This is a genomic window from Promicromonospora sp. NPDC023805 (genome assembly GCF_040639635.1).
In the GTDB taxonomy this organism is placed as follows: Bacteria; Actinomycetota; Actinomycetes; order Actinomycetales; family Cellulomonadaceae; genus Promicromonospora.
The window spans coordinates 1-23,729 of record NZ_JBFAAH010000047.1 but is presented as its reverse complement, the minus strand read 5'-3'; the positions used below and the strand labels follow the sequence as shown (position 1 = coordinate 23,729).

Sequence of the window (23,729 nt, the reverse complement as noted above, 5' to 3'; positions counted from 1 at the left end):
GCCGCACGTGTCAGACGTACAGGTCACCAGGGTGACCTGTACGTCTGACACGTGCGGCGCCGTCTGACAACTCAGCGCACTGGGTCAGGCCGGGCGCTTCTTCGGCATGCCCTCGAGGGTCTTGGCCGGGTCCCGCACGACCACGCCGTCCAGGGCGGCGTCGATCTGCTTCATCAGCTCCGCCGGGATCGTCACGCCCGAGGCCTTGACGTTCTCCGCGACCTGCTCCGGACGCGACGCACCCACGAGCGCGGCGGCCACGTTGTCGTTCTGCAGCACCCACGCGACGGCGAGCTGCGCCATCGACAGGTCCAGCTCGGCGGCCACCGGCTTGAGGTTCTGCACGGCGGTCAGCGTCTCGTCGGTCATGAAGCGGCTGATCGTCTGCGCGCCGCCCTTCTCGTCGGTCGCGCGCGAGCCGGCGGGGGCCGGCTGGCCCGGCAGGTACTTGCCCGAGAGCACACCCTGCGCCATCGGCGACCAGACGATCTGCGAGACACCGGCCTCCTTCGAGGCGGGCACCACCTCGTCCTCGATGACCCGCCACAGCATGGAGTACTGCGGCTGCGAGGAGATCAGCTGGAAGCCGAGCTCCTTGGCGAGCGCGGCGCCGGCGCGGATCTGGTCGGCGGACCACTCCGAGACACCGATGTAGAGGGCCTTGCCCTGGCGCACGATGTCGGCGAACGCCTGCATCGTCTCCTCGAGCGGGGTCTCGACGTCGTACCGGTGCGCCTGGTACAGGTCGACGTAGTCGGTGCCGAGGCGGGTCAGGGAGCCGTTGATCGACTCCATGATGTGCTTGCGGGACAGACCCACGTCGTTGGGGCCCTTGGGGCCGGTGGGCCAGTAGACCTTCGTGAAGATCTCCAGCGACTCGCGGCGCTCGCCCTTCAGCGCGTCGCCGAGCACCTGCTCCGCGGCCGTGTTGGCGTACGCGTCGGCCGTGTCGAAGGTGGTGATACCCGCGTCGAGGGCGGCGCGGACGCACGCCGTGGCGACGTCGTTCTCCACCTGCGAGGCGTGGGTGAGCCAGTTGCCGTAGGTGATCTCCGAGATCTTGAGACCACTGTTGCCGAGGTACCGGTAGTTGACCATGTCGTCACCCTATGACAAACGGTCGAATCGAATCGACCCCTTCTGTCATCATTCGACCCTGGCGCGGTGCAGCGTCGCCGTGCCGGCGTCCACGTCCTCCACCCGCCAGGCGACAAGGTCCCCGGCGATGGCAACCGACGCCGTCCCAGCGCCGCGGTCCAGGAGGTGGGGCCGCCCCTCGCCGAGCGCGTCGTCGACCAGGTACACGGTGTTCCCGTCGTCGCCCACCGTGCTCCACACCACGTCGTCCGCGGCCACGCCGATAGAGGTCACGACGTCTCCGGCGGCTCCCGGTTCGAAGGTCCGCTCCCGTCCCGTCCTGCGATCCAGCACGTGGACCGCGGCACCGTCGTTCCAGGCCACGAGCCTGTCGGACGCCGCGAGCTCACCGCCCCAGCGGGAGATCTCCCCGGAGCCGGCGGGGATGCCGGGCCGGATGACCTCCGTGCGCCCGTCGTCCCGGAAGGAGGTGATGGCGTGCAGCGGCACACCGTCGGCGCCCCTCTTCGCGGTAGTCGTGACCACCTCGTCGTCGTTGGTCGCGAACGTCAGCACATCAGTCGCGACGACCTGCTCGTCGCCCTCGCCGTTCGCGTTCGTCGCCGAGACCGTGCGCACGCCCTCGCCGTCCGGCCCCGGAACGACGGTCAGCCAGACGGCTCGTCCGGTGGTGAGCCCGATCCACGGGTCACCGAGGACCGCGCCGTCCGCTGAATGGTCCGCTGCTCGGTGCTCCGCCACCGTGACCGGGTCCGGCCACACCGATCCGCCCCGCACACGGATCGCCCAGACGGTCGGGTCGCCGCCGTCGACCGTCGGTGACTCGGCCCAGGCCAGCTGGTCACCCTGGCGCACCGCTTCCAGGACGACGGCGCCCTCGCCGTCGACCGTTCCTGAACCCGTCCACTCACCAGCGTGCGCGGTCCCGTCCTCCTGGATCTCCACGACCTCGATCACCGAGTAGCCGGCGGCGTCGGGCGTTCCGGGCTGCCCCGAACCCGGGAAGGTCCTCACCATGAAGTACGACCCGTCCTCGGTGAGCGTCGCGGTGGCGGTCTGATCGCCCGGAACGGCGAAGGTCTCACGCAGCGGCTCCACCTCCGCGGCGGGAACGGTCGGGGCGGCGGTCAGGCCAGGCCCGGGCTCCGGGTTCTCGAGCAGCCGCTCGATGCCCGTGACCTCCCGGAACCACTCGCTGCCCGGCAGGGCGACGTCTCCCAGACCCGGCACCCGCACCGGTCCCAGCAGGAACCACACCAGCAGCAGCGCGGCGACGCCCGACGTCGCGCCCTGTGCCACCCGACGACGGCGCAGCGCCGCCCGGCTGCCGCGCAGCACTGCGGCTGCGTCCACGACCGGCGCGTCGACCATCTCCAGATCGGCCCCCGCGACCATGCCGCGCAGGCGTTCCAGCGCGCGGGCGTTGGTCGCCTTGACCGTGCCGACGCTCCGGCCGAGCTCCGCGGCGACGTCCGCCTCCGAGAGGTCCAGCAGGTGCCGGAGCACGACGACGCGCCGCTGTTGTGGTGCGAGCTGCGTGAGGGCCCGCACGAGCGCGTCGCGCAGCACCACTCCCCCGGCCCCGTCCTGAACGGCCCCTACCGGGATGTGGTCGTCGCCCGGTATCACCTCGCGCCGGACGTGCCGCCACGTGTCGATGCGCTGGTTCACCACGATGCGCCGGGCGTACGCCCGAGGCTCACGGTCCCGCACCCTGTCCCAGACGCGGTAGGTGCGCTCGAACGCGGTCTGCACCAGGTCCTCCGCGCGGTGGCTGTCGCCCGTCAGGAGGTACGCGGTGCGGTAGAGGTATGGTCCGGCCGTCTCGACGAACGCGACGAAGTCGTCGTCACGCGATCGAGCCACGCGCACGGTGGCGCGCTCGGTCTCATCTTCGGTGTCGATGCTCATACCCCCCACCACGTGCAGCGAGGCTCGCAGGTTTATCAGAGCGGGAGGTCGGCACCCGCCGTCGCGCGTCGCAGCCTGTGCAGCACGCCAACGGCCAGCAGGGCCTGCCCGACGACGTAGGTCAGGGCCACCACCCGAAGGCTGATGCTGGCGCCGATCCCGCCTGTCATGGTCCCGATCAGCAACAACCCCGCCGTAGCGACGTGCAGCAGTGCACCGACGCCCGCGAGACGGTCGGCCCGCCAGGCCACCACTGTCAGCAGGGCCACCGCGACAACCCAGGCAGCACTCGCCACGACCGCGCCGACGACGTAGTCGCCGAGGTCCACGTGCGCGACCCCGGCGACCAGGACCGCGGCCGCGGCCACGCCCGTGACCCCGCAGACGACGTCCGCCGCCAGGCGCAGGGGTCCTGCATCCAGCCACCCGCGGAACGCGACGACCTGCACTACCAGGGCCAGCGCGAGAACCGCGGCGCTCAGCATCGCCATGTAGACGAGTCCCTCGAGCTCCATGCCGCTCATCAACGTCTCCCACACCCCGGGGAACAGCACCGTCGTGACGAACACGTCGCCCAGGTAGCCGACCGCCAGCGCGACGAGCGTGAGGACCACGGGGCGCGGCCGCAGCACCCCACCGGACGACGGCGCCGCCGCCCACAGCGTCAGTGCCAGCAGGGGTAGCAGCAGCAGGTGCGCCACGAGAGCCACCGTGAGCGCGCCCTCGCCCCACGCGCCCACGTCACCCGTCATGCGGATCACGACCGCGACGAGCAGGAGGCCGAACGCGATCCGGGACACGAGCCCGGGCAGGAGGGCGCGGATACCCACGCGCGGGGCTTCGACGTCGGTGCTGGTCATGTCGCTGGTCATGTCGCAATGGTGGGGGCCCGCCCGCCCGGGCGCCACCAAAGCCAAGGGTTCCGTCAGTGGCGCCCGGTCAGGCCCGACGGCGCGAGCCACCGTGCGGAGACCTGCACCACTGGTCCGACGCCGAAGGCGAACACGACCGTCGCCCAGCCGAACGTCCCGCCCAGCAGCACGCCGAGCAGCACGACGCCGACCTCGATGCCGGTCTTGACCAGCCAGACGGGCCAGCCCGTCTGCTGCACCAGCCCGGTCATCAGCCCGTCGCGCGGGCCGGGGCCGAAGCGGGCCCCGACGTAGGCGGCGGTGCTCACCCCGAGCAGCACTATCCCACCCAGGGCCAGACCGATCCCGGCCGGGAGCCCCGGGGCGGGCAGCAGCCGCTCCAGCACCCACAGGGCCGGGTCGATCACCAGGCTGATCACGATGATGTTGGCGACCGTGCCGACGCCCGGCCTCTGGCGCAGCGGGATCCACGCGAGCATCACGAGCAGCCCGATCCCGAGCACCACCCACCCGTAGGCCAGGCCGGTGCGGTCCACGATGCCCTGGTCCAGCACCGCCCACGGCATCGCTCCCTGGCCCGAGTGCAGCATCATCGCCGTGGCGACGCCGAACCCCACGAGCCCCAGCACCAGCTGCACGACGCGGCGCGCGGTGGACATCAGGACCGGTGCGGGGACCGGCACAGGCGAGACGTCCGGCGTCGGAGCAGGCAAGGGGCCGTGATCGGCCGGGCGGCCGGTGGTGGTGGTCATGTACCCATGGTGAGGCCCAATGGCCTTGTCTTCCATGGCCAATCACGCGAGAGTGGCCTCATGTCCGCCGCTTCCCCGACAGTGCTGCGCCAGCTCTCCCCCGCCTCCACCGCCCGGCTGCTCGGCACGTGGCACGCGGGCGGACCGGCGTACGTGGCGCTCGCCGACGCGTTCCGGGCCGCCGTCCTGTCCGGGACGCTGGCGCCCCACACCCGCCTGCCCAGCGAGCGGGAGCTGGCGGCCACGCTCCACGTCTCGCGCACCACCACGTCGGGCGCCTACGCCCGGCTGCGCGAGCTCGGCTTCGCGGTGAGCCGCGTCGGCTCCGGAACCGTCACGACGCTGCCGCAGCGCGCGGCCGGTCCGGGGCCGGGTCGACCGGTGGGCGGGGACGCTCCAGTGGCCGACGACGGCCCGCGGATCCTCGGACTCACGGACGGACCGACCGCCGCAGGGCACCTGGACCTGTGGCAGGCGACCCCGCCCGCGCCGCCTGAGCTGCACGGGGCCTTCGCACACGCCCTGGAGGGCCTGCCCGCCTACCTCGACTCCGGCGGGTACGAGCCCTACGGCCTCGCGCCGCTGCGCGAGGCCGTCGCCGCGCGCTACCGCGAGCGCGGTGTGCCGACCACCGCCGACGAGGTGCTGATCACGACAGGGGCGCAGCAGGCGATCGCCCTGCTGGCGCACACGCACCTGCGTCCGGGCGACCGCGCCGTCGTGGAGTCGCCCACCTACTTCCACGCCATGGAGGCGATGCGCGACGCCGGCGGTCGCGTGGTCGGCGTGCCGACGGGCCCGCTCGACGTCGACCAGCTCGCCTCGGCCGTGCGCCGCGCCCGGCCGAAGCTCGTCTACCTGGTGCCGGACTACCAGAACCCCACGGGCTTCGTGCTCTCGGCCGAGGAGCGGGCAGCGGTCCGGCAGATCGCTGAACGTTACGGCGTCACGGTGGTGGGCGACGAGACGCTGGTCGAGCTCGGGCTCTCGGACGACACGACTCCGCCCGCGTTCGCCGGGGACGGTACGTCGCCGCACGTGGTGTCGGTGGGGTCTGCCTCGAAGGCGTTCTGGGGCGGGCTCCGCGTGGGCTGGGTCCGGGCGCACCCGCAGGTGATCGCCCAGCTCGCCCGCGCCAGGCAGTCGGCGGACATCGCGACGGCCGTGCTGGAGCAGCTCGCGGTGACCGAGCTGCTCGGACGCCGCGCGGAGGTGATGACGGGCCGCCGCCGCATGCTCCGCGAGCGCCGCGACCTGCTCGTCGGCAAGCTCCGTGAGTCGTTCCCGTGGGACGTCCCGGTGCCGCCGGGCGGGCTGTTCTGCTGGGTGGATCTCGGCCGGCCGGTCGCGCAGGCCTTCGCGGCGGCCGCCGCTGCCGAGGGCGCGCGGGTGGCGGCCGGTCCGCTCTTCACGCCCGACAACGCCGGCGCCGCCTCGCGGGTGCGGCTCACCTTCACGCGCTCCCCCGCCGAGCTGGCCGAAGCCGTGCCGCGTCTGGTCCGGGCGTGGGGGCGGGTGGCGGGGCAGCAGCACTCCGCCGGGTCCCGGTAGCCGGGCAGGCTCAGGGCGTGCGCAGCTCCACGCCCGGCGCTGCCTCGGTGCCGTCGTGCAGCAGGCGCGCCTGCACCGCACCGGCCTCGGCCAGCGCACGCCAGTGCTCGCCGAGCCACTGCTCGGCGTCGTACTGCGCGGTGAACACGGGTGTGACGGGTTCGGCCAGGCGACGCCCCTCGGCGTCGTCCAGGGCCCACTCCCACTGCGGACGGATCACTCCAGCCTCCCACTTGCTGTCGAGCCTGCCGAGCGGGTCAGCGCGCGGTTGATCCGCGACGCCCACAACGGCCCCTCGTAGACGAATGACGTGTAACCCTGCGTCAGGTCGGCTCCGGCGCGCAGGTAGGCGCGGACGTCGTCGGCCCTGGTGATACCGCCGACGCCGATGATGACGGGGCCCGTGCCGAGCCGGTTGCGCAGCCGGGCGACCACCTCGATACCCCGGCCCAGCAGCGGCGGGCCGGACAGCCCGCCAGGGCCACGGTCGTGGCCGATCGTCGTGTTGACGGCGACCACGCCGTCGAGCCCCAGCTCGAGCACGAGGTCGGCGACGGCCTCGATGTCGTCGTCCGCGAGGTCCGGGGCGATCTTCACGAGCAGCGGGATGCGCCTGCCCGCCCCGGCGGAGCCGGTGGCGTTGGCCTCGTCGGCCGCGGCGCGTACCGCCTGCAGGATGGGCCGCAGCGACTCCGTCGCCTGCAGGTCGCGCAGGCCGGGGGTGTTCGGTGACGAGACGTTGACCACGAGGTAGTCGGCCCAGGGAGCGAGCAGCCGGGCCGACGTCGCGTAGTCGGCGGCCGCGTCCTCCGGCGGCGTCACCTTGGTCTTGCCGATGTTGGCGCCGACCACTATCGCGCGGCCCGCGGTGGTGCTCCGCAGCTCCCGCAGCCGGTCCGCCGCGGCCGCGGCGCCCTCGTTGTTGAAGCCCATCCGGTTGCGGACGCCGCGCACGTCGAGCTCGCGCCACATCCGCGGCTTCTCGTTGCCCGGCTGCGGCTGTGCGGTGACCGTGCCGATCTCGACGAACCCGAAACCGAGCATCGTCAGGCCCCGGACCGCTCTGGCGTTCTTGTCGAAACCTCCCGCCAGGCCGAAGGGTGCGGGCACCACGCGGCCGAAGATGCGCACGCTGCCCGGCCCGCCGGCGCGCTGGCCGAGGAAGGGTGCGACGGCGCCCTGCACGAGGTCACGCAGCACCGGCGTGCTACCCGCACGCTCGATCAGCGAGAACGCGAGCTCGTGCGCCTGTTCCGGGTCCATGCGACGGAAGGCGGCGTTGAACAACAACGAGTACGGCCAGCTCATGCAGTCCTCTCCTCGGATGCGCCGGGCGACGTCCGCCACAGCCACCACAACCCCACGAAAGGCAGGACAAGGGGCACGTAACCGTAGCCCTGGCCAAACCCGGACCAGACGGTCGACTCGCCGAACACGTGCTCGTCGGCGAGCGACAGCGCGCCGACGGTCAGGATGCCGACGGCCTCGATACCCACTGTGATCCACGCGACCGTCCGCCACGCGGGGGTCCCGATCGCGAGGGCGAACGTCGCCACGACGTAGACGACGGCGGCGAGGGTCGACAGCGAGTACGCCACCGGTGCCTCACCGAACTTCACGACCAGCTCGTAGGACGAGCGGCCGAGCGCCGCGAACGCCAGGATCCCGTAGACGGTCACCAGGACCCGGCCGAAGCCCTGCCCGGTCCGCCGTCCGGCCACCGCTCGCGCCATCATGCCCCCATCCAGATCTGCCACATGCGCCACTCCAGGAAGGCCACGGTCAGGGACGCGACCAGCAGGACCACCGAGCTCCACCTGGTGCGCTCGGCGAAGGCCCAGGCCGCGGCGACCGGGAGGATCACCAGGGTGGTGGCGTAGTAGCCCCAGAACAGCAGCGGGTCGTCCGCACCGGCGCCGGTGGCGCCCTGCACTATCGCCACGACGCCCTGGACCAGGACGACGCCCTCGATCACGGCACCGCCCCAGAGCTGGTTCAGGATGACCGCGCGGTCGCGAGCCACGAACCAGCCGGCCCACCCGGCCAGGACCACGCACAGCGCGACCACGAGGAGCAGGAGGGCAAGGATCACGTCCCGCAGACTACCGGGCGGCACCTACGGGGCGGCAATCGGATCGTGCGTGACCTGCGCCTCTATCTACATCTCTGGCTGCGTCGCAGATCGGACGAACGCCCCGGAAAGCCCCGGCGGACAGGGAGTCGGACAGGGAGTCAGAGGCGCGGGTTACGATCGGGCTCGTGACCGACGTGACTCTTTCCAGCAAGAATCCCACCGCCGTGAAGGCCGAAGCGCTAGTGGTGGCGACCGCCCAGACGTCGGACGGCGTAGCCGTCGTGTCCGACCAGCTCCCCACGGATCTGCTGACCGAGCTCGAGTCGCTCGCGCCGCAGCTCGGCGTGACCGGTGCGCGCGACGAGGTCCGCAAGATCCCGGCCGGCCCGAAGCTCGCTGTCGACGTCCTGGTCCTGACGGGTCTGGGCGAGCGCGCCGAGGACGGCACCTTCGCCACCGAGACCCTGCGGCGCGCCGCGGGCGCGGCGACCCGCGAGCTGGCCGGCCTCAAGTCGGTGGCCATCGCGCTGCCCGCGTCCGACGACGACGAGATCACCGCCGTGACCGAGGGCGCGCTGCTGGGCGCCTATGCCTTCAACCGCTACCGCACCTCCGGCAAGTCCGCCATCAAGGACACGGCCAAGGACAGCACCGGCAAGGACGGCGCGAAGGCGGCCAAGAACGGCAAGGACCCGGTCGCCAGCATCGAGATCCTGACGCCGCTGCACAAGAACGCGAAGGCAAAGGTCGCCGCCGAACGCGCCGAGATCCTCGCCGCGGCGGTCCACGCCGCCCGCGACCTGGTCAACGCGGCGCCCAACGAGCTGTACCCGGCCACGTTCGCCGACGCGGCGAAGGCCGCCGCCAAGGACGTCCGCCACGTCAAGGTGACCGTCCTGGACGACAAGCAGCTCGCGTCGGGCGGCTACGGCGGGCTCACGGCCGTCGGCCAGGGTTCCGCGCGCGGCCCGCGCCTCGTCAAGGTCGCCTACACGCCGGCCAAGCCGAACGGGAAGGTGGCGCTGGTCGGCAAGGGCATCACGTTCGACTCCGGCGGCATCTCGATCAAGCCGGCCGCCGGCATGGAGGCGATGAAGTCCGACATGGCGGGCGCCGCCGCCGTCCTGTCCACGGTGGTCGCCGCCGCGAAGCTGAACCTGCCGGTCGCGGTCACCGGCTACCTCTGCCTGGCCGAGAACATGCCGGGCGGCAACGCGCAGCGCCCCGCCGACGTCGTCACCATCTACGGCGGCAAGACCGTCGAGGTGCTGAACACGGACGCGGAAGGCCGGGTCGTCATGGCCGACGGCCTCGTGTCCGCGATCGAGGACGGCCACGACGTCGTGCTCGACATCGCTACCCTCACGGGCGCCCAGATGGTCGCGCTCGGCACCCGCACCTCCGCCGTCATGGGCACCGACGAGGTCCGCGACGAGGTCAAGGCCGCCGCCGACACCTCGGGCGAGCTGTTCTGGCCGATGCCGCTGCCGGAGGAGCTCAAGTCGAACATCAAGTCCAAGGTGGCCGACGTCGCCAACTCCGGCCCGCGCTGGGGCGGCATGCTCAACGCCGGCCTGTTCCTGCAGACGTTCGTCGGCGACCACCCGTGGGCGCACCTGGACATCGCGGGCCCGGCGTTCAACGAGGGCAGCGGCCACGGGTACACGCCCGGCGGCGGCACCGGCGTCGGCGTCCGCACCCTCCTGAGCTTCCTCGAGGGCCGCGCCGCGGCGACCCCGGCGAAGTAGCGGTTCGCGAAGGAGAGCGCGCCTGTCCGAGCCTCCCCGCTTCACCCGGGGAGACTCGGACAGGCGCTCTACTTCGTGAACCGCTACTTCGGCTTGCGCTGGGCGCTGTTCCAGTCGCGCATCCGCTGCGGGTAGCCGGTGAACCGCACGTTGTACACCGGTACCCCGAGCTGGTTCGCGATCTCGAACGCGGCGCGCTCGTCCGGTACCCGGCGGCGCGTCCACTCCCCCGTGGTCGCCACGAGCAGGATCGTGCTGGGGATGTCGGTGGTCGGGGGCTCCACATAAGCCTCGACGCCTACCCGCGACCCGATGAACTCACCGAGGTGCGCCAGGGTCTGACGGCGTGCGTCGTTGCCGCTCGGGCGTGATCCGCTACCGGAAGACGATGAGCGTCGCTGGAAGAAACGCGCGAGCGAGCTACGGGACTGGCGGGGCATGAAGCGAGAGTACTAGCGAGACCCGCGCTGTCCTAGGCATCTCCACGCCATTCCAGGAAACCCACAGGTCCTGTTCACAGGGCCGCCGTCCGGCCCCGTACCTGGCCGCACGCCCGGCAGCAGGCGGGACATCCTCTTTTCACAGCCCGGGTTGCCCGTCAATGTCACCACGGTCACACCCGCCGAGCCGGGTTCACGATTGGGGCCACGCCCGCTGAAGTGTCAAGATGGCATGCGGTGCTCACTATCCACCCGATGCGGGCGCCCCACAGCGCCACCAGCGAAGTCAACGAGGAGCCAGCACGTGCCTACGCATGAGAATCCGGCCACGTTCGACATCGTCGTGCTCGGCGGGGGCAGCGGCGGCTACGCCACCGCGCTCCGGGCGGCGCAGCTGGGTCTGAGCGTGGCCCTCGTCGAAGAGGGCAAGGTCGGCGGTACCTGCCTGCACGTGGGCTGTGTGCCCACCAAGGCGCTCCTGCACGCGGCCGAGGTGGCCGACGCCGCCGCGCACGGCGCGCAGTTCGGCGTCCGGACCACGCTGGACGGCATCGACATGCCGGCCGTCCTCGCCTACAAGGACTCGGTGGTCGCCGGGCTGTACAAGGGTCTGCAGGGGCTCATCGCCTCCAGGAAGATCACCGTCGTCGAGGGCCACGGCACGCTCGCGGGCCCCGGCGTCGTCGAGGTCACCTCCGCGGACGGCGCGAAAAGCAGCTACGCCGGCACCCACGTGGTGCTCGCCACGGGCTCCTACGCCCGCAGCCTGCCGGGCCTCGAGCTCGGCGGCCGGGTCATCACCTCCGACGACGCGCTGAAGCTGGACACGGTGCCGAAGTCGGTGGTCGTGCTCGGCGGCGGCGTGATCGGCGTCGAGTTCGCCTCGGTCTGGAAGTCCTTCGGCGCCGACGTGCAGATCGTCGAGGCGCTGCCGCACCTCGTGCCGAACGAGGACGTCGCGCTCTCCAAGGCGCTGGAGCGGGCGTTCCGCAAGCGCGGCATCAAGTTCTCCCTGGGCGAGCGCTTCGCCCAGGTCAAGCAGTCGGAGGACGGCGTACAGGTCGAGCTCGAGTCGGGCACCACGTTCGACGCCGACCTGCTGCTCGTCGCCGTCGGACGAGGTCCGCGCACCGCCGACCTCGGTTACGAAGCGGTCGGCGTCCGCCTCGACCGCGGCTTCGTCCTGACCGACGAGCTGCTCCGCACCGGTGTCACCACTCCCGCTGGTGGCCAGGTCTGGGCGGTCGGCGACATCGTGCCGGGCCTGCAGCTGGCCCACCGCGGGTTCGCCCAGGGCATCTTCGTGGCCGAGCAGATCGCGGGCCTGGCGCCCGCAACCATCGACGAGGCAGCGATCCCGCGCGTCACCTACTGCGAGCCCGAGGTGGCGTCCGTCGGAGTCACCGAGGCGGGCGCGGCCGAGCTGTACGGTGCGGACCAGGTAGAGACCATCGAGTACAACCTCGCGGGCAACGGCAAGAGCAAGATCCTGGGTACCCAGGGCTTCGCGAAGCTCGTGCGCCGCAAGGACGGACCGGTGGTCGGGATGCACCTGATCGGCTCGCGTGTGGGCGAGCTGATCGGCGAGGGCCAGCTCATCGTCGGCTGGGAGGCGTTCCCTGAGGACGTCGCCTCGCTCGTCCACGCACATCCCACCCAGAACGAGGCACTCGGAGAGGCACACATGGCGCTGGCCGGCAAGCCTCTGCACGCCCACAACTGACCACTTAACGACAAAGGAGACCTCACAGGTCATGTCTGAGAACGTGCAGCTGCCGGCCCTCGGCGAATCCGTTACCGAGGGCACTGTCACCCGCTGGCTCAAGGCTGTCGGCGACGAGGTCGCCGTCGACGAGCCGCTGCTCGAGGTGTCGACCGACAAGGTCGACACCGAGATCCCGTCGCCCATCGCAGGCGTCCTCGAGCAGATTCTCGTCCAGGAGGACGACACGGTCGAGGTCGGCGCCACTCTCGCCGTCATCGGCGACGGCTCCGGATCCGGCGCCGCACCGGCCGCTCCCGCAGCCGAGCCCGCCGCCGCCGAGGCTTCCGAGCCGACGCCGCAGGCGGCGCCCGCCGAGGCACCCGCTGCCGAGGCAGCGCCCGCCGAGGAGCCCGCCGCCGAGTCCGCGCCCGCCGCACCCGCTGAGGCTCCTGCCCCCGCGGCCGCACCCGCCGGCGAGGGCACCGAGGTTCCGCTGCCCGCACTGGGCGAGTCGGTCACCGAGGGCACCGTGACCCGCTGGCTCAAGGCGGTCGGCGACGACGTAGCCGTCGACGAGCCGCTGCTCGAGGTATCGACCGACAAGGTCGACACCGAGATCCCGTCGCCCGTCGCCGGCACCCTCCAGAAGATCCTGGTCCAGGAGGACGAGACCGTCGAGGTCGGCGCCGTCCTGGCGCTCGTCGGTTCGGGTGCCGCCGCACCCGCCACCGAGGCACCGGCTCCCGTGCCGGACCCGGCCGCCGACTCCCCGGAGCCGGCCAAGGCCCCCGCGCCCGAGGCGCCGGCGCCCACCCCGGCTCCGGCCGCAGAGGCACCCGCTGCCCCGGCGCCCGCACCGGCAGCTGCGGCTCCCGCCGCCCCGGCACCTGCCGCTCCGGCACCGGCTGCGCCCGCCGCACCCGCCGCCCCGGCGTCGGGCGGTCGCACCATCGGCTCGTACCTGACGCCGCTCGTGCGCAAGCTCGCCGCGGAGAAGGGCGTCGACGTCAACGAGGTGCAGGGCACCGGCGTCGGTGGCCGCATCCGCAAGGAGGACGTGCTCGCCGCCGCGGAGGCCAAGGCCGCCCCGGCTCCGGCAGCAGCAGCGCCCGCGCCGGCCAAGGCGCCGTCCGCTGCGGCCAAGCTCGAGGTCTCCCCGCTGCGGGGCACCACGGAGAAGATGTCGCGACTGCGCAAGATCGTCGCCGAGCGGATGCTCGAGGCGGTGCAGTCGCAGGCCCAGCTGACCACGGTCATGGAGGTCGACGTCACGCGTGTCGCGCAGCTCCGTGCCAAGGCCAAGGCGTCGTTCGCCGCGCGCGAGGGCGCCAAGCTGACGTTCCTGCCGTTCTTCACGCAGGCCGCCATCGAGGCGCTCAAGGCCTACCCGAAGATCAACGCCACCATCGACACCGAGAAGGGCGAGATCACCTACCACGGCTCGGAGAACGTCGGCATCGCCGTCGACACCGAGCGTGGCCTCGTGGTCCCGGTCATCAAGAACGCCGGTGACCTGAACCTCGCCGGCATCGCGCGGCAGATCCAGGACCTGGGTGCCCGCACCCGGGCGAACAAGGTGACGCCGGACGAGCTGTCAGGCGGCACGTTCAACATCACCAACACGGGTTCGGGCGGGTCGCTCATCGACACCCCGATCGTGCCGCTGGGCCACGCCGCGATCCTGGGCACCGGCACGATCACGAAGCGCCCGGTCGTCGTGACGGACCCGGACGGCAACGAGAGCATCGCGGTGCGCTCGATGGCGTACATCTTCCTCTCCTACGACCACCGCCTGGTCGACGGCGCGGACGCGGCCCGCTTCCTCACGGCCATCAAGAACCGGATCGAGGAGGGCGCGTTCGAGTCGGAGGTCGGTCTCTGACGCGGAAGCGCCCGGCGCGTAACTAGCGTCGTGCAGGTGGCTGTGGCCGGTCCCGGGTTCGGGGCCGGCCACAGCCGTCTGACCTGTAGATTCGCCGCATGGATGTGGCGATCGCCGGCTCGCACGGCCTCATCGGCTCCGCGCTGGTCGCGGACCTCCTCGCACGCGGGGACACCGTGCGGCGGCTGGTCCGCCGCGGCGCCGCACCGTCTGACGGCGCTCGTGCCGCCGACGAGGGCGCCGGTGCGCCGGGCGTCCGCGACGTGCCGTGGGACCCGCGGACCGGCGAGCTCGACCCGGCCGCGCTGGAGGGCGTCGACGCCGTCGTGAACCTGGCCGGCGTCGGGATCGGCGACCACCGCTGGACCCCCGCCTACAAGCAGACGCTGCTCGGTTCGCGCACCACGACGACGAGCCTGCTCGCCCGCACGGTCGCCCGCCTGGACGACCCACCGGTGCTGGTCAACAGCTCGGCGATCGGGGCGTACGGCAACCGCAAGGACGAGGTCCTCACCGAGGCGTCGGCGCGCGGCGACGACTTCCTCGCCGGCCTCGTCAAGGCGTGGGAGAACGCGACCACCCCTGCGTCGGACGCCGGAGCGCGCGTCGTGTGGCTGCGGAGCGGCCTGGTGCTGGCCCCATCGGGCGGCGCACTCGGCAAGCTGCTGCCCATCCTGCGCCTCGGCCTCGGCGGACCGCTGGGCAGCGGCCGCCAGTGGTGGAGCTGGATCACCCTCACCGACGAGGTGGCGGCGATCCGCCACGTCATCGGCGCGGACGTCGGCGGCCCGGTCAACGCCGTCGCGCCCGAGCCCACGACGAACCGGGAGCTGACCCGTGCGCTCGCGCGGGCCCTGCACCGCCCCGCGGTGCTCGCCGTACCGCGGTTCGCGCTACGGATCGCCCTCGGCCAGTTCGCCGGCGACCTCGTCGCCTCCCAGCGGGCCATGCCCGGCGTGCTGTCCAGGACCGGCTTCACCTGGACGCACGCGAGTCCTCAGGACGCGGCCCGCTGGGTGGTGGAGGCGAACGAGGTCAGCGCACCTCGCTGACGCGCCAGCCCTGCGGGGTCCACACGAGGGTCAGGTCTGCCGACTCCTTCGATGCCGGAACCGCCGTCTCACCGCTGTCCGACACCTGCATGTGCGCGGTGATCGTGTACGCGATCCGGACGACCGCCTCGATGGGCGCGTCCTTGCTCGCCACCTGCTCACCCGCCGCGACGCCGTCCGTCTCGGACGTCTGGGCGCGCGACGCGGTGGTCGCGTTGTGCAGGGCGGACGCGGCACCCGGGCCCATCGTCACGACCTCCATCGACTGCACGTCGGCGGACGCACCGACCACCTGCGCACCGGTCCGCTTGAGCTCGTCGAGGATCTTCTTGTCGGCCAGGTAGGCCGGCGAGCCCTCCACGTTGACCGTGTTGATGTCGGACACGGCGCCCGCCAGCAGTGCCAGGCGGCGCGACGTCAGCTCTGCGGCGGCACCCGCCGGGTCCTTGGCGTTGGCGACCGGGCTGATGCCGCCCAGCTTCGTCGCGGACGCCTCGGGCGACGGCGCCGCCGCCGCGGGCTTGTCGCCGCCGAAGACCTGGGGCATGGCGGTGACTCCCGCCGTGATGCCGGCGACGACACCCGCCGCGATCATCATCGTGGCGAACACCGAGACGGTGGTGGTCCGCGGCTCGGCGTCCTCCGCGACCAGCTCCGTACGGGACCGCCCGTTGATCGGCATCGTGGCCCGACGCCGCGCCTGGGCCGCCCAGGCCCTGCCGTCGACCGCCACGATGGAACCGGTGAGCGTCTTGGCCGCATTGCGCCAGGCCGACGGCGTGTGCGCGCCGAGCGGGACGTGGCCCGCGAGCGGCACGGGGCCGCTGATGGCGGCAGAGATCAGCGCGGATCCCGCGGGGAGGCGGACCGGCTCCGGCTTCACGGCGTCGTGCGCGAGCGCCGCGAGGGTGCCCGGCTCGGGCCGGTCGCGCGGGTCCTCGGCGCGGGCGCTGGCCAGGACGGCACGCAGGGCCTCGTCGGCCTCGGAGTTCAGGCTCGGGCCGGGGAAGCCGAGCACCGACTCGACGAGCGTGGCCAGGGACGTGACGTCGACCGGGTCGTCGCTGTGGTCCGGGAGCGTCACGCGGGGCCTCAGCATCGCGCTCCCGTCGGAGCGCAGCAGCACGTCCGTCGGCCGGACCCCGCCGTGGACGAGGCCCACGCTGTGCAGGGCCGCGAGCGCCTGTGCGATCGCGACGGTGACGCCAGCGCCTTCCGCGGCGGTCAGGGGACCCCGCGATCCGACGGCTGTGGGCAGATCGACAGCTCCCGTCCGCGACAGCCGTACGTCCAGGTTGTCCGGACCGTTCGGGGAGATGGCGATGAGCGGCACCAGGTTGGGGTGGTCCAGTGTCGCGAGAGTGTCTAGACGGCGCACCAGGAGGGCGCGAGCTGCGGCCTCCGTGGGGACGGCCACGCGGACCAGTTCCGCAGATTCGATGTAGTGCACGCATTCATGAGAACCCCGCGTTTCGCGGGCCGCTCTTTATCCACACGATTTGCTGAATCTGGTGCCCTGTGGGTGGACCACACGAAGGCGGACCTTCCCGGCAGCAGCCGCGGACGGCTCAGACGTCGATGAGCCGTCCCTCCTTGGCGGACCGCCGAGCGGCGTCCAGCACCTCGGCGGTCCGGACGGCATCCGCCGGGTCGACCGGGACCTCGGCCTCGCCGGCGAGCCATTCGGCGACCGCCGTGTAGAAGTCCGCGTGGCCGCCGCGGGGCTGGGGCACCGCCGTCCGCTCCCTGCCGCGTACCAGCCAGCCGTGGGTACCTTCGGGCTGTTCGCCGTCGAGCACGTCGAAGGGTGAGGCGTCGCCCTCGAACGAGTTCACGAGGTAGGCACCGCCGTCGCCGAGCACACGCGTGCGCGGCCCGGGCGCACCGACCAGGGAGCCTGCCCACAGGCGGGAGACCACGCCCTTGGCGGGCGGTTCGGCCCCGAAGAGGACGCCGGCTCCGGCGGCCCGTCCAGGGACGACGCCGGGCTCGCTCCCCGGCGCCGCGTGGTGCAGCACGAGGAACACGTCGTCCTCTGTGGGTGTGGAGAGCGCGCGCGTCTCGGCGTACACGGCGACGACCGGGCCGAACAGCTGGGTGGCCGAGTCCACGAGGTGCGGGCCGAGGTCGAGCAGGAGCCCGCCGCCCACCGCGTCGTTCTCCTTCCAGCGCTGCTGCGGCTTGGGGCGCCAGCGCTCCCAGTGCCGCTCGAAGGTGTGCACCTTGCCGAGGTCGCCGCGCTTCAGCAGGGCCGCTAGGGTCAGCTGCTCCGGGTCCCAGCGGCGGTTGTGGAACACGGTGAAGGGTGTGCCGGACGACGACGCCGCGCTCAGCACCCGCCGGGCCTCCGCCGCGGTGGTCGCTATGGGCTTGTCCAGCACGAAGGGCTTGCCCGCGACGGACACTGCGTTCGCGTGCTCGGCGTGCAGGGACGAGGGGCTCGCGATGACCACGAGGTCGTAGAGCCCGGGCTCGGTGAGCATCGACGGGAGGTCGTTGAACAGACGTGCGCCGGGCCAGTCACCGGCCGCCTGTACACGCCGTCCCGAGTCGCGTGCGACGACCGCTGACACCGTCATTCCCGCTGCTCGCGCCAGGCGGGCGTGGATTTGCCTGCCCGCACCTCCGTAGCCGACAATCCCGATCCGAAGAGCCATGGCCCCATCGTGCCCCGCGGGGCGCGGCAACGCGAGATCACTGGTCAGCGGGTTAACAGCCGTAACACAACTCTGGCAGACTGGGGCAAGAGGTACTTTCCGCACTTTCTTAGCGTGTCCGGCCAACTGTGTCCGGACCACACCTGCCGAAAGAATGAGGGGCTTGTGTCCGCCACAGCCAAGAAGTCCAGCCAGGCCCGCAAGACCCTGCAGCTCGTACTCATCGCGGTGGCGGCACTCGTGCTGGCCGGCAACTTCATCATCAAGTCCCTTGGTGACGACGTGGCCCCCGCCGAGGGCGCAGAGGGCTCGGCCCTCTCGACGCTCGACTCGCTCACGGTGCAGGAAGCCGCCACGACGGACGGCTACGACCGCGAGGCCGACTTCGGCAGCGCGTGGCAGGACGCCGACGACAACGGCTGCGACACCCGCAACGACATGCTCCAGCGCGACCTCGAGGACATCAAGTTCTCCGACGGCGACGCGTGCGAGGTCGCCTCCGGGACGCTCGACGACCCGTACACCGGCGAGACCATCGCCTTCGAACGCGGCGAGAACTCGGGCGACGTGCAGATCGACCACGTGGTGGCCCTGATGAACGGCTGGACGACCGGCGCAGCGGACTGGGACCGGGACACGCGCATCGAGTTCGCGAACGACCCACTCAACCTCATCGCCTCCGACGGCCCGGCCAACATGGGCAAGGGTGCGAAGGACGCGTCCGAGTGGCTGCCCGACAACCAGGCCTACCGCTGCGAGTACGTCGCCCGGCAGATCGCGGTCAAGGCCAAGTACGAGCTGTGGGTCACGCCCGCCGAGCACGACGCCATGGAGGACGTCCTGACCAGCTGCCCGGCGGAGCCGCTCCCGGCCCCCTGATCCGGACGTAGGGTGGCGGGCATGGACATCCGCCACCTCACCGGGCACTTCGAGTACCACGAGGGCTGGGACCTGCAGCGCAGCACGCACGAGGCCGTGCGCGCCGAGGAACAGGCAGACACGGTCTTCCTCCTCGAGCACGTGTCCGTCTACACGGCGGGCGCCCGGACGAACAAGAACGAGTACCCGACCGACGGCACCGAGGTCATCAAGGTGGACCGCGGCGGCAAGATCACGTGGCACGGGCCGGGCCAGATAGTGGCCTACCCGATCGTCAAGCTGGCCAAGCCGTTCGACGTCGTCGAGTACGTGCGCACCCTCGAGCAGGCGGTGATGGACGTGTGCGCCACGTTCGGCCTCGAGACCATGCGGGTCGAGGGCCGCTCGGGCGTGTGGGTCGCCGCGGACTCCCCCGACGTCGCGACGCCGCGGCTGGAGCGGAAGGTCTGCGCCATCGGCGCGCGCGTCGCCAAGGGCGTCACCATGCACGGCCTGGCCCTGAACTGCGACGCCGACCTCGCCGCGTTCGACCACATAGTGCCCTGCGGTATCCCCGCGGAGGACGCCGACGTCACCTCGCTGAGCGCCGAGCTCGGCCGGCGCGTCACCGTCGACGACGTCCGGCCGCTGCTGGAGGCGGCCCTGGTCGAACGCCTGGCGCCGCTGCTGGCCCGCCAGGAGACGCCGTCCGCCACGCCGACCGCAGGGCCGGTTCCGGTGCCCGCCGCAGCCGCCGTCGCCACCGCGTGACGAACGCCACTGGCCCGGCCCTGGGCGACCGCGCGAGCGCGGGTGCCCGAGGCATAGGCTGGGCCGACCCGCTGACCTGGGAGGGACCTGCGTGACCATCGCACCTGAAGGCCGACGCATGCTTCGCATCGAAGCGCGCAACTCGGCCACGCCCATCGAGAAGAAGCCCGAGTGGATCAAGACCCGGGCGGTGATGGGTCCCGAGTACCGCGACATGAAATCGCTCGTCAAGGGCGAGGGCCTGCACACGGTCTGCGAAGAGGCAGGCTGTCCCAACATCTTCGAGTGCTGGGAGGACCGCGAGGCCACCTTCCTCATCGGCGGTGACCAGTGCACGCGCCGCTGCGACTTCTGCCAGATCGACACCGGCAAGCCCGCCGACTTCGACAAGGACGAGCCGCGCCGCGTCGCCGAGTCCGTGCGGACCATGGGCCTCAAGTACTCGACCGTCACGGGTGTCGCCCGCGACGACCTGGCCGACGGCGGCGCCTGGCTCTACGCCGAGACGGTCCGCCAGATCCATGCGCTGAACCCCGGTACCGGCGTCGAGCTGCTGATCCCGGACTTCAACGCGATCCCCGAGCTGCTCGACGCCGTCAACGAGTCCCGCCCCGAGGTGCTCGCGCACAACGTCGAGACCGTGCCGCGCATCTTCAAGCAGATCCGGCCCGCGTTCACCTACGAGCGGTCGCTCTCGGTGATCACCCGGGCCCGCGACGCAGGCCTCGTCACCAAGTCGAACCTGATCCTCGGCATGGGCGAGACCATCGAAGAGGTCAAGCAGGCGCTCCAGGACCTGCGCGACGCCGGTTGCGACATCATCACGATCACGCAGTACCTCCGGCCCTCGCTGCGTCACCACCCGGTGGACCGCTGGGTGCGGCCCGAGGAGTTCGTGGAGCTGTCCGAGACGGCGGAGAAGATCGGCTTCCTCGGTGTCATGGCAGGGCCGCTGGTGCGTTCGTCGTACCGCGCGGGCCGGCTGTGGGGCCAGGCGATGACCAAGCACGGCCGCACGATCCCCGAGGCGCTCGCGCACCTCGCACAGCCGACCACCTCCCGCCAGGAGGCGGCGAGCCTGCTGGCCCGCTGATCCGGCAACCCGACCACCCGACCACCCGCAGCACACTAGAATTGACGACCATGGCCCGAACCTCGTCCGGGGGCGACGCGCGCGACGACGTAGCAGCGTCCGCCTCCAAGCAGAAGAAGCCCAAGAAGCGCCGCTGGTATCACCAGCTGTGGGACGTCTACAAGATGACCCGCAAGCAGAACCCGCTGGTCACCTGGTGGATGCTCGCCGCGTTCGTCGGGGTCGTAGCGGTAGCGCTGCTCATCGGCGTTTTCGCAGGCCCGTGGGTCTACGCACTGGTCATCGGTGTGCCGTTCGGCGTGCTCGCCGCGATGTTCGTGCTGTCGCGCAGCGCCGAGAAGGCGGCCTACACGCAGATCGCCGGCCAGCCCGGCGCCGCGCGTGCGGCGCTCGGCACCGTCCGTGGCGGCTGGACCTTCGAGGACGAGCCCGTCGCGGTCGACGCACGCAACCAGGACTTCGTGTTCCGGGGTGTCGGCAGGGCCGGCATCGTGCTCGTCTCCGAGGGGCCGCCGCACCGCGTGGGGCGTCTGCTCGAGCAGGAGCGCAAGCGGGTCAGCCGCATCCTCTCGAACGTCCCGGTCACGGTGATCCAGTGCGGCGACGGCGAGGGACAGGTGCCGCTGACCAAGGTCGCGCGCGCCGTGACGAAGCTCAGGTCGACCCTGACCAGGGCCGAGGTCGCCGAGATCAGCAAGCGCCTCAAGGCCATCGGCGGCATGAAGCTGCCGATCCCGAAGGGCATCGACCCGACCCGCGCCCGCCCCGACCGCAAGGGCATGCGCGGCCGCTGACCGGCCACTCCGGGCTGTCCGATGGACGGACGCCGCCCAGCCCGGTCATGTGACTTCTGGCACGCTGAGGACCGCTGCCGGACCCACGACCAGCACGTCTTCCCGGGATCACGCGGCCGAGAGGCCCGAGAAACATCCCGGCAACAATCATTAACCCGAGAGAAACCACCTGCCCATAGGTTCATGGCGATCCGCGTGCGACCCTGCCCTGCTCGTCCGGCAAGGTCCGACGGACTCCCCCTGAACTTATCGAGCGAGCAAGGAGCGCAGATGTTCAAGAACGCCGAGGAGGCGATCGCCTTCACCCGCAACGAGGGGGTGGAGTTCGTCGACGTCCGGTTTATCGACCTGCCGGGCATCACGCAGCACTTCAACATCCCGGTCGAGCAGTTCGACGAGGACGCCTTCAGCGAAGGCCTCATGTTCGACGGCTCGTCCATTCGCGGATTCCAGGCGATCCACGAGTCCGACATGAAGCTCGTGCCGGACATCACGACGGCGTTCATCGACCCGTTCCGCAAGGCCAAGACCCTGATCGTGAACTTCTCGATCGTGGACCCGTTCACGGGTGACGCCTACCCCCGCGACCCGCGCAACATCGCGGCCAAGGCCGAGGCCTACCTCAAGTCGACCGGCATCGCCGACACCGTCTTCTTCGGTGCCGAGGCCGAGTTCTACGTCTTCGACGACGTGCGCTTCAAGACGTCGGCGAACGAGAGCTTCTACTCCATCGACTCCGTCGAGGCCGCGTGGAACACCGGCCGCGAGGAGGAGGGTGGCAACCTCGGGTACAAGACCCGCTTCAAGGGCGGCTACTTCCCCACCTCGCCGAGCGACCGCTTCGCCGACCTCCGCGACGACATGGTCAAGGTTCTCGCCCAGGTCGGCCTCTCCGTGGAGCGCGCGCACCACGAGGTGGGCACCGCCGGCCAGCAGGAGATCAACTACAAGTTCAACTCGCTGCTGCACGCCGCGGACGACCTGATGAAGTTCAAGTACGTCATCAAGAACGTCGCGTTCGAGGCCGGCAAGTCGGCAACGTTCATGCCGAAGCCGGTCTTCGGTGACAACGGCTCGGGTATGCACTCGCACCAGTCGCTATGGAAGAACGGCGAGCCGCTGTTCTACGACGAGAAGGGCTACGGCGGCCTGTCCGACCTGGCACGCTGGTACATCGGCGGCCTGCTCAAGCACGCGCCGTCGCTGCTCGCCTTCACGAACCCGTCGGTGAACTCGTACCACCGCCTGGTCCCGGGCTTCGAGGCTCCCGTGAACCTCGTCTACTCGGCTCGTAACCGCTCCGCCTCGATCCGTATCCCGATCACGGGTACCTCCCCGAAGGCGAAGCGCATCGAGTTCCGCGCGCCGGACCCGTCGTCGAACCCGTACCTGGCGTTCTCGGCGATGCTGATGGCCGGCCTGGACGGCATCAAGAACCGCATCGAGCCGCCGGCACCGGTCGACAAGGACCTGTACGAGCTGCCCCCGGAGGAGCACGCGCAGATCGCGCAGGTCCCGACGTCGCTCGGTGGCGTGCTCGACGCGCTCGAGGCCGACCACGAGTACCTGACCGCCGGTGACGTGTTCACCGAGGACCTGATCGAGACCTGGATCGCGTACAAGCGCGAGAACGAGATCGACCCGATCCGCCTGCGGCCGCACCCGCACGAGTTCGAGCTCTACTACGACATCTGACAGCCGGTCCTCCGTGACCTGCTGAGATGCGCCGAAACGGCGGCTGACCTGCACTTTCGTCTCGCGACGTTGTGCGGTGTCAGCCGCCGTTTCTCTGCGTCGCCGATCTGGTGGCGCCGTCGAGATGACCATGCACCTGCTGCCAGAACCGACGGGCGTTGTCAATCGGTCAGTGCAAGTTAGGCGGCTTGGTCGAAGAGCTGCTTGAGGCGCTGGGCCGGGGTGTCCAGATCGAGAGTGGGTCGTGGTCGTGCGTTGAGCATGGCCGCGACCCGCTTGAGGTCCTCGGGGCTCCAGCCGGACAAGTCGGTGCCCTTGGCAAACCAGTGCCGTAGCAGCCGGTTGGTGTTCTCGTTCGAACCACGTTGCCAGGGCGAGTGCGGGTCGGCGAAGTAGACCGGCATCTGCAGATCGAGCTGGATATCGACGTAGTCGGCCAGCTCGGTCCCACGGTCCCAGGTCAACGACCGGCGCAGATGCGCGGGCAGGTCACTCATCGCGGTGATCATCGCGCCGGCCACGGTCGCGGCGGTGTGATCCCCGGGCAGGTGCAGCAGGATCGTGTACCGGGTGGTGCGTTCCACCAGGGTCCCGATCGCGGAGCTGCTACCCGGCCCTACGATCAGGTCGCCTTCCCAGTGCCCGGGCACGGCCCGGTCGGCGACCTCGGGCGGACGCTGAGAGATCTTCAACGCGTCCTTGAACGCCCACCCGCCCTTGCCCGCGCCGACCCGCTCACGGGACTTACGGGTGCTGCGGTGGGTGGACAGCTGCTG

General features: G+C 71.3%; 22 protein-coding genes. 10 read left to right on the top strand and 12 right to left on the bottom strand.

The features are described from left to right. Window positions 1-84: 84 nt before the first annotated feature. Genes AB0F70_RS26785 through AB0F70_RS26770 form a run of 4 tightly spaced genes read right to left on the bottom strand, consistent with a single transcriptional unit; the run spans window position 85 to window position 4,633 of the window. Window positions 85-1,098, bottom strand: a complete 1,014-nt coding sequence (locus AB0F70_RS26785) for an aldo/keto reductase family protein (protein ID WP_357456144.1) — start codon at window positions 1,096-1,098, stop codon at window positions 85-87. Window positions 1,099-1,146: 48 nt separating this feature from the next. Further along, entirely contained in the window at window positions 1,147-3,009 is a 1,863-nt protein-coding gene (locus tag AB0F70_RS26780; RefSeq protein ID WP_357456141.1) for a SigE family RNA polymerase sigma factor, read from the bottom strand. A gap of 35 nt (window positions 3,010-3,044) precedes the next feature. Beyond that, window positions 3,045-3,881, bottom strand: coding sequence for a hypothetical protein (locus AB0F70_RS26775; protein WP_357456138.1), 837 nt, complete (start codon window positions 3,879-3,881; stop codon window positions 3,045-3,047). Between the two features lie 53 nt (window positions 3,882-3,934). Beyond that, window positions 3,935-4,633, bottom strand: a complete 699-nt coding sequence (locus AB0F70_RS26770; RefSeq protein WP_357456135.1) for a hypothetical protein — start codon at window positions 4,631-4,633, stop codon at window positions 3,935-3,937. 60 nt (window positions 4,634-4,693) lie between these two features. Between AB0F70_RS26770 and AB0F70_RS26765 the strand changes: the two genes are divergently transcribed. Further along, window positions 4,694-6,184 (top strand): PLP-dependent aminotransferase family protein, encoded by a 1,491-nt coding sequence (locus AB0F70_RS26765; RefSeq protein WP_357456132.1) that lies wholly within the window; start codon window positions 4,694-4,696, stop codon window positions 6,182-6,184. A 10-nt stretch (window positions 6,185-6,194) separates the two neighbouring features. Here AB0F70_RS26765 and AB0F70_RS26760 read toward each other — a convergent pair whose 3' ends face one another. The 4 genes from AB0F70_RS26760 to AB0F70_RS26745 are packed head-to-tail and all read right to left on the bottom strand — an operon-like array spanning window position 6,195 to window position 8,276. Then, window positions 6,195-6,404, bottom strand: coding sequence for a hypothetical protein (locus AB0F70_RS26760; protein WP_357456129.1), 210 nt, complete (start codon window positions 6,402-6,404; stop codon window positions 6,195-6,197). Continuing rightward, window positions 6,401-7,492 carry a quinone-dependent dihydroorotate dehydrogenase gene (locus AB0F70_RS26755; protein ID WP_357456126.1) on the bottom strand — a complete coding sequence of 364 codons (1,092 nt, stop codon included), beginning with the start codon at window positions 7,490-7,492 and terminating at the stop codon, window positions 6,401-6,403. The genes AB0F70_RS26760 and AB0F70_RS26755 overlap by 4 nt, the downstream gene beginning before the upstream one ends. Continuing rightward, the gene (locus tag AB0F70_RS26750) at window positions 7,489-7,920 is read right to left on the bottom strand and encodes a hypothetical protein (RefSeq protein WP_357456123.1); all 432 of its coding nucleotides are present in this window, start codon (window positions 7,918-7,920) and stop codon (window positions 7,489-7,491) included. Before AB0F70_RS26750 ends, AB0F70_RS26755 begins: the two co-directional genes overlap by 4 nt. Beyond that, window positions 7,917-8,276, bottom strand: a complete 360-nt coding sequence (locus AB0F70_RS26745; RefSeq protein WP_357456120.1) for a hypothetical protein — start codon at window positions 8,274-8,276, stop codon at window positions 7,917-7,919. Before AB0F70_RS26745 ends, AB0F70_RS26750 begins: the two co-directional genes overlap by 4 nt. A 167-nt stretch (window positions 8,277-8,443) precedes the next feature. Here AB0F70_RS26745 and AB0F70_RS26740 point away from each other — a divergent pair, with 167 nt between their 5' ends. Continuing rightward, the gene (locus tag AB0F70_RS26740; RefSeq protein ID WP_357456117.1) at window positions 8,444-10,006 is read left to right on the top strand and encodes a leucyl aminopeptidase; all 1,563 of its coding nucleotides are present in this window, start codon (window positions 8,444-8,446) and stop codon (window positions 10,004-10,006) included. Between the two features lie 83 nt (window positions 10,007-10,089). Here AB0F70_RS26740 and AB0F70_RS26735 read toward each other — a convergent pair whose 3' ends face one another. Beyond that, window positions 10,090-10,446 (bottom strand): oxidoreductase, encoded by a 357-nt coding sequence (locus AB0F70_RS26735; protein ID WP_116676058.1) that lies wholly within the window; start codon window positions 10,444-10,446, stop codon window positions 10,090-10,092. Window positions 10,447-10,750: 304 nt separating this feature from the next. On the opposite strand from AB0F70_RS26735, the gene lpdA reads away from it, so the two are divergent. From lpdA to AB0F70_RS26720, 3 genes are all read left to right on the top strand, one after another. Next, window positions 10,751-12,169, top strand: a complete 1,419-nt coding sequence (gene lpdA, locus AB0F70_RS26730) for a dihydrolipoyl dehydrogenase (RefSeq protein ID WP_357456113.1) — start codon at window positions 10,751-10,753, stop codon at window positions 12,167-12,169. A 31-nt stretch (window positions 12,170-12,200) separates the two neighbouring features. Then, window positions 12,201-14,033, top strand: a complete 1,833-nt coding sequence (gene sucB, locus AB0F70_RS26725; RefSeq protein WP_357456110.1) for a 2-oxoglutarate dehydrogenase, E2 component, dihydrolipoamide succinyltransferase — start codon at window positions 12,201-12,203, stop codon at window positions 14,031-14,033. Window positions 14,034-14,131: 98 nt separating this feature from the next. Then, on the top strand, window positions 14,132-15,085 hold the full coding sequence (locus AB0F70_RS26720; protein ID WP_357456107.1) for a TIGR01777 family oxidoreductase: 954 nt from the start codon (window positions 14,132-14,134) through the stop codon (window positions 15,083-15,085). Here AB0F70_RS26720 and AB0F70_RS26715 read toward each other — a convergent pair. Then, window positions 15,069-16,535, bottom strand: coding sequence for a hypothetical protein (locus AB0F70_RS26715; protein WP_357456104.1), 1,467 nt, complete (start codon window positions 16,533-16,535; stop codon window positions 15,069-15,071). The genes AB0F70_RS26720 and AB0F70_RS26715 overlap by 17 nt on opposite strands. A gap of 118 nt (window positions 16,536-16,653) precedes the next feature. Beyond that, window positions 16,654-17,742, bottom strand: coding sequence for a Gfo/Idh/MocA family oxidoreductase (locus AB0F70_RS26710; protein ID WP_357456101.1), 1,089 nt, complete (start codon window positions 17,740-17,742; stop codon window positions 16,654-16,656). A gap of 165 nt (window positions 17,743-17,907) precedes the next feature. Here AB0F70_RS26710 and AB0F70_RS26705 point away from each other — a divergent pair, with 165 nt between their 5' ends. The 5 genes from AB0F70_RS26705 to glnA all read left to right on the top strand — a co-directional run bounded on the left by AB0F70_RS26705 (window position 17,908) and on the right by glnA (window position 22,953). Continuing rightward, complete coding sequence (locus AB0F70_RS26705) at window positions 17,908-18,621, top strand: HNH endonuclease family protein (RefSeq protein ID WP_357456098.1); 714 nt, start codon at window positions 17,908-17,910, stop codon at window positions 18,619-18,621. A gap of 21 nt (window positions 18,622-18,642) precedes the next feature. Then, window positions 18,643-19,371, top strand: coding sequence for a lipoyl(octanoyl) transferase LipB (lipB, locus tag AB0F70_RS26700; RefSeq protein WP_357456095.1), 729 nt, complete (start codon window positions 18,643-18,645; stop codon window positions 19,369-19,371). Window positions 19,372-19,462: 91 nt separating this feature from the next. Next, window positions 19,463-20,464, top strand: coding sequence for a lipoyl synthase (lipA, locus tag AB0F70_RS26695; protein ID WP_357456092.1), 1,002 nt, complete (start codon window positions 19,463-19,465; stop codon window positions 20,462-20,464). Between the two features lie 50 nt (window positions 20,465-20,514). Next, window positions 20,515-21,258 (top strand): DUF4191 domain-containing protein, encoded by a 744-nt coding sequence (locus AB0F70_RS26690; RefSeq protein WP_357456089.1) that lies wholly within the window; start codon window positions 20,515-20,517, stop codon window positions 21,256-21,258. A 270-nt stretch (window positions 21,259-21,528) separates the two neighbouring features. Beyond that, window positions 21,529-22,953 carry a type I glutamate--ammonia ligase gene (glnA, locus tag AB0F70_RS26685; RefSeq protein WP_357456086.1) on the top strand — a complete coding sequence of 475 codons (1,425 nt, stop codon included), beginning with the start codon at window positions 21,529-21,531 and terminating at the stop codon, window positions 22,951-22,953. A gap of 179 nt (window positions 22,954-23,132) precedes the next feature. On the opposite strand, the gene AB0F70_RS26680 is transcribed toward glnA, so the two are convergent. After that, window positions 23,133-23,729: IS30 family transposase (locus tag AB0F70_RS26680; RefSeq protein ID WP_357456083.1), on the bottom strand; the 597-nt coding region annotated here is incomplete at its 5' end.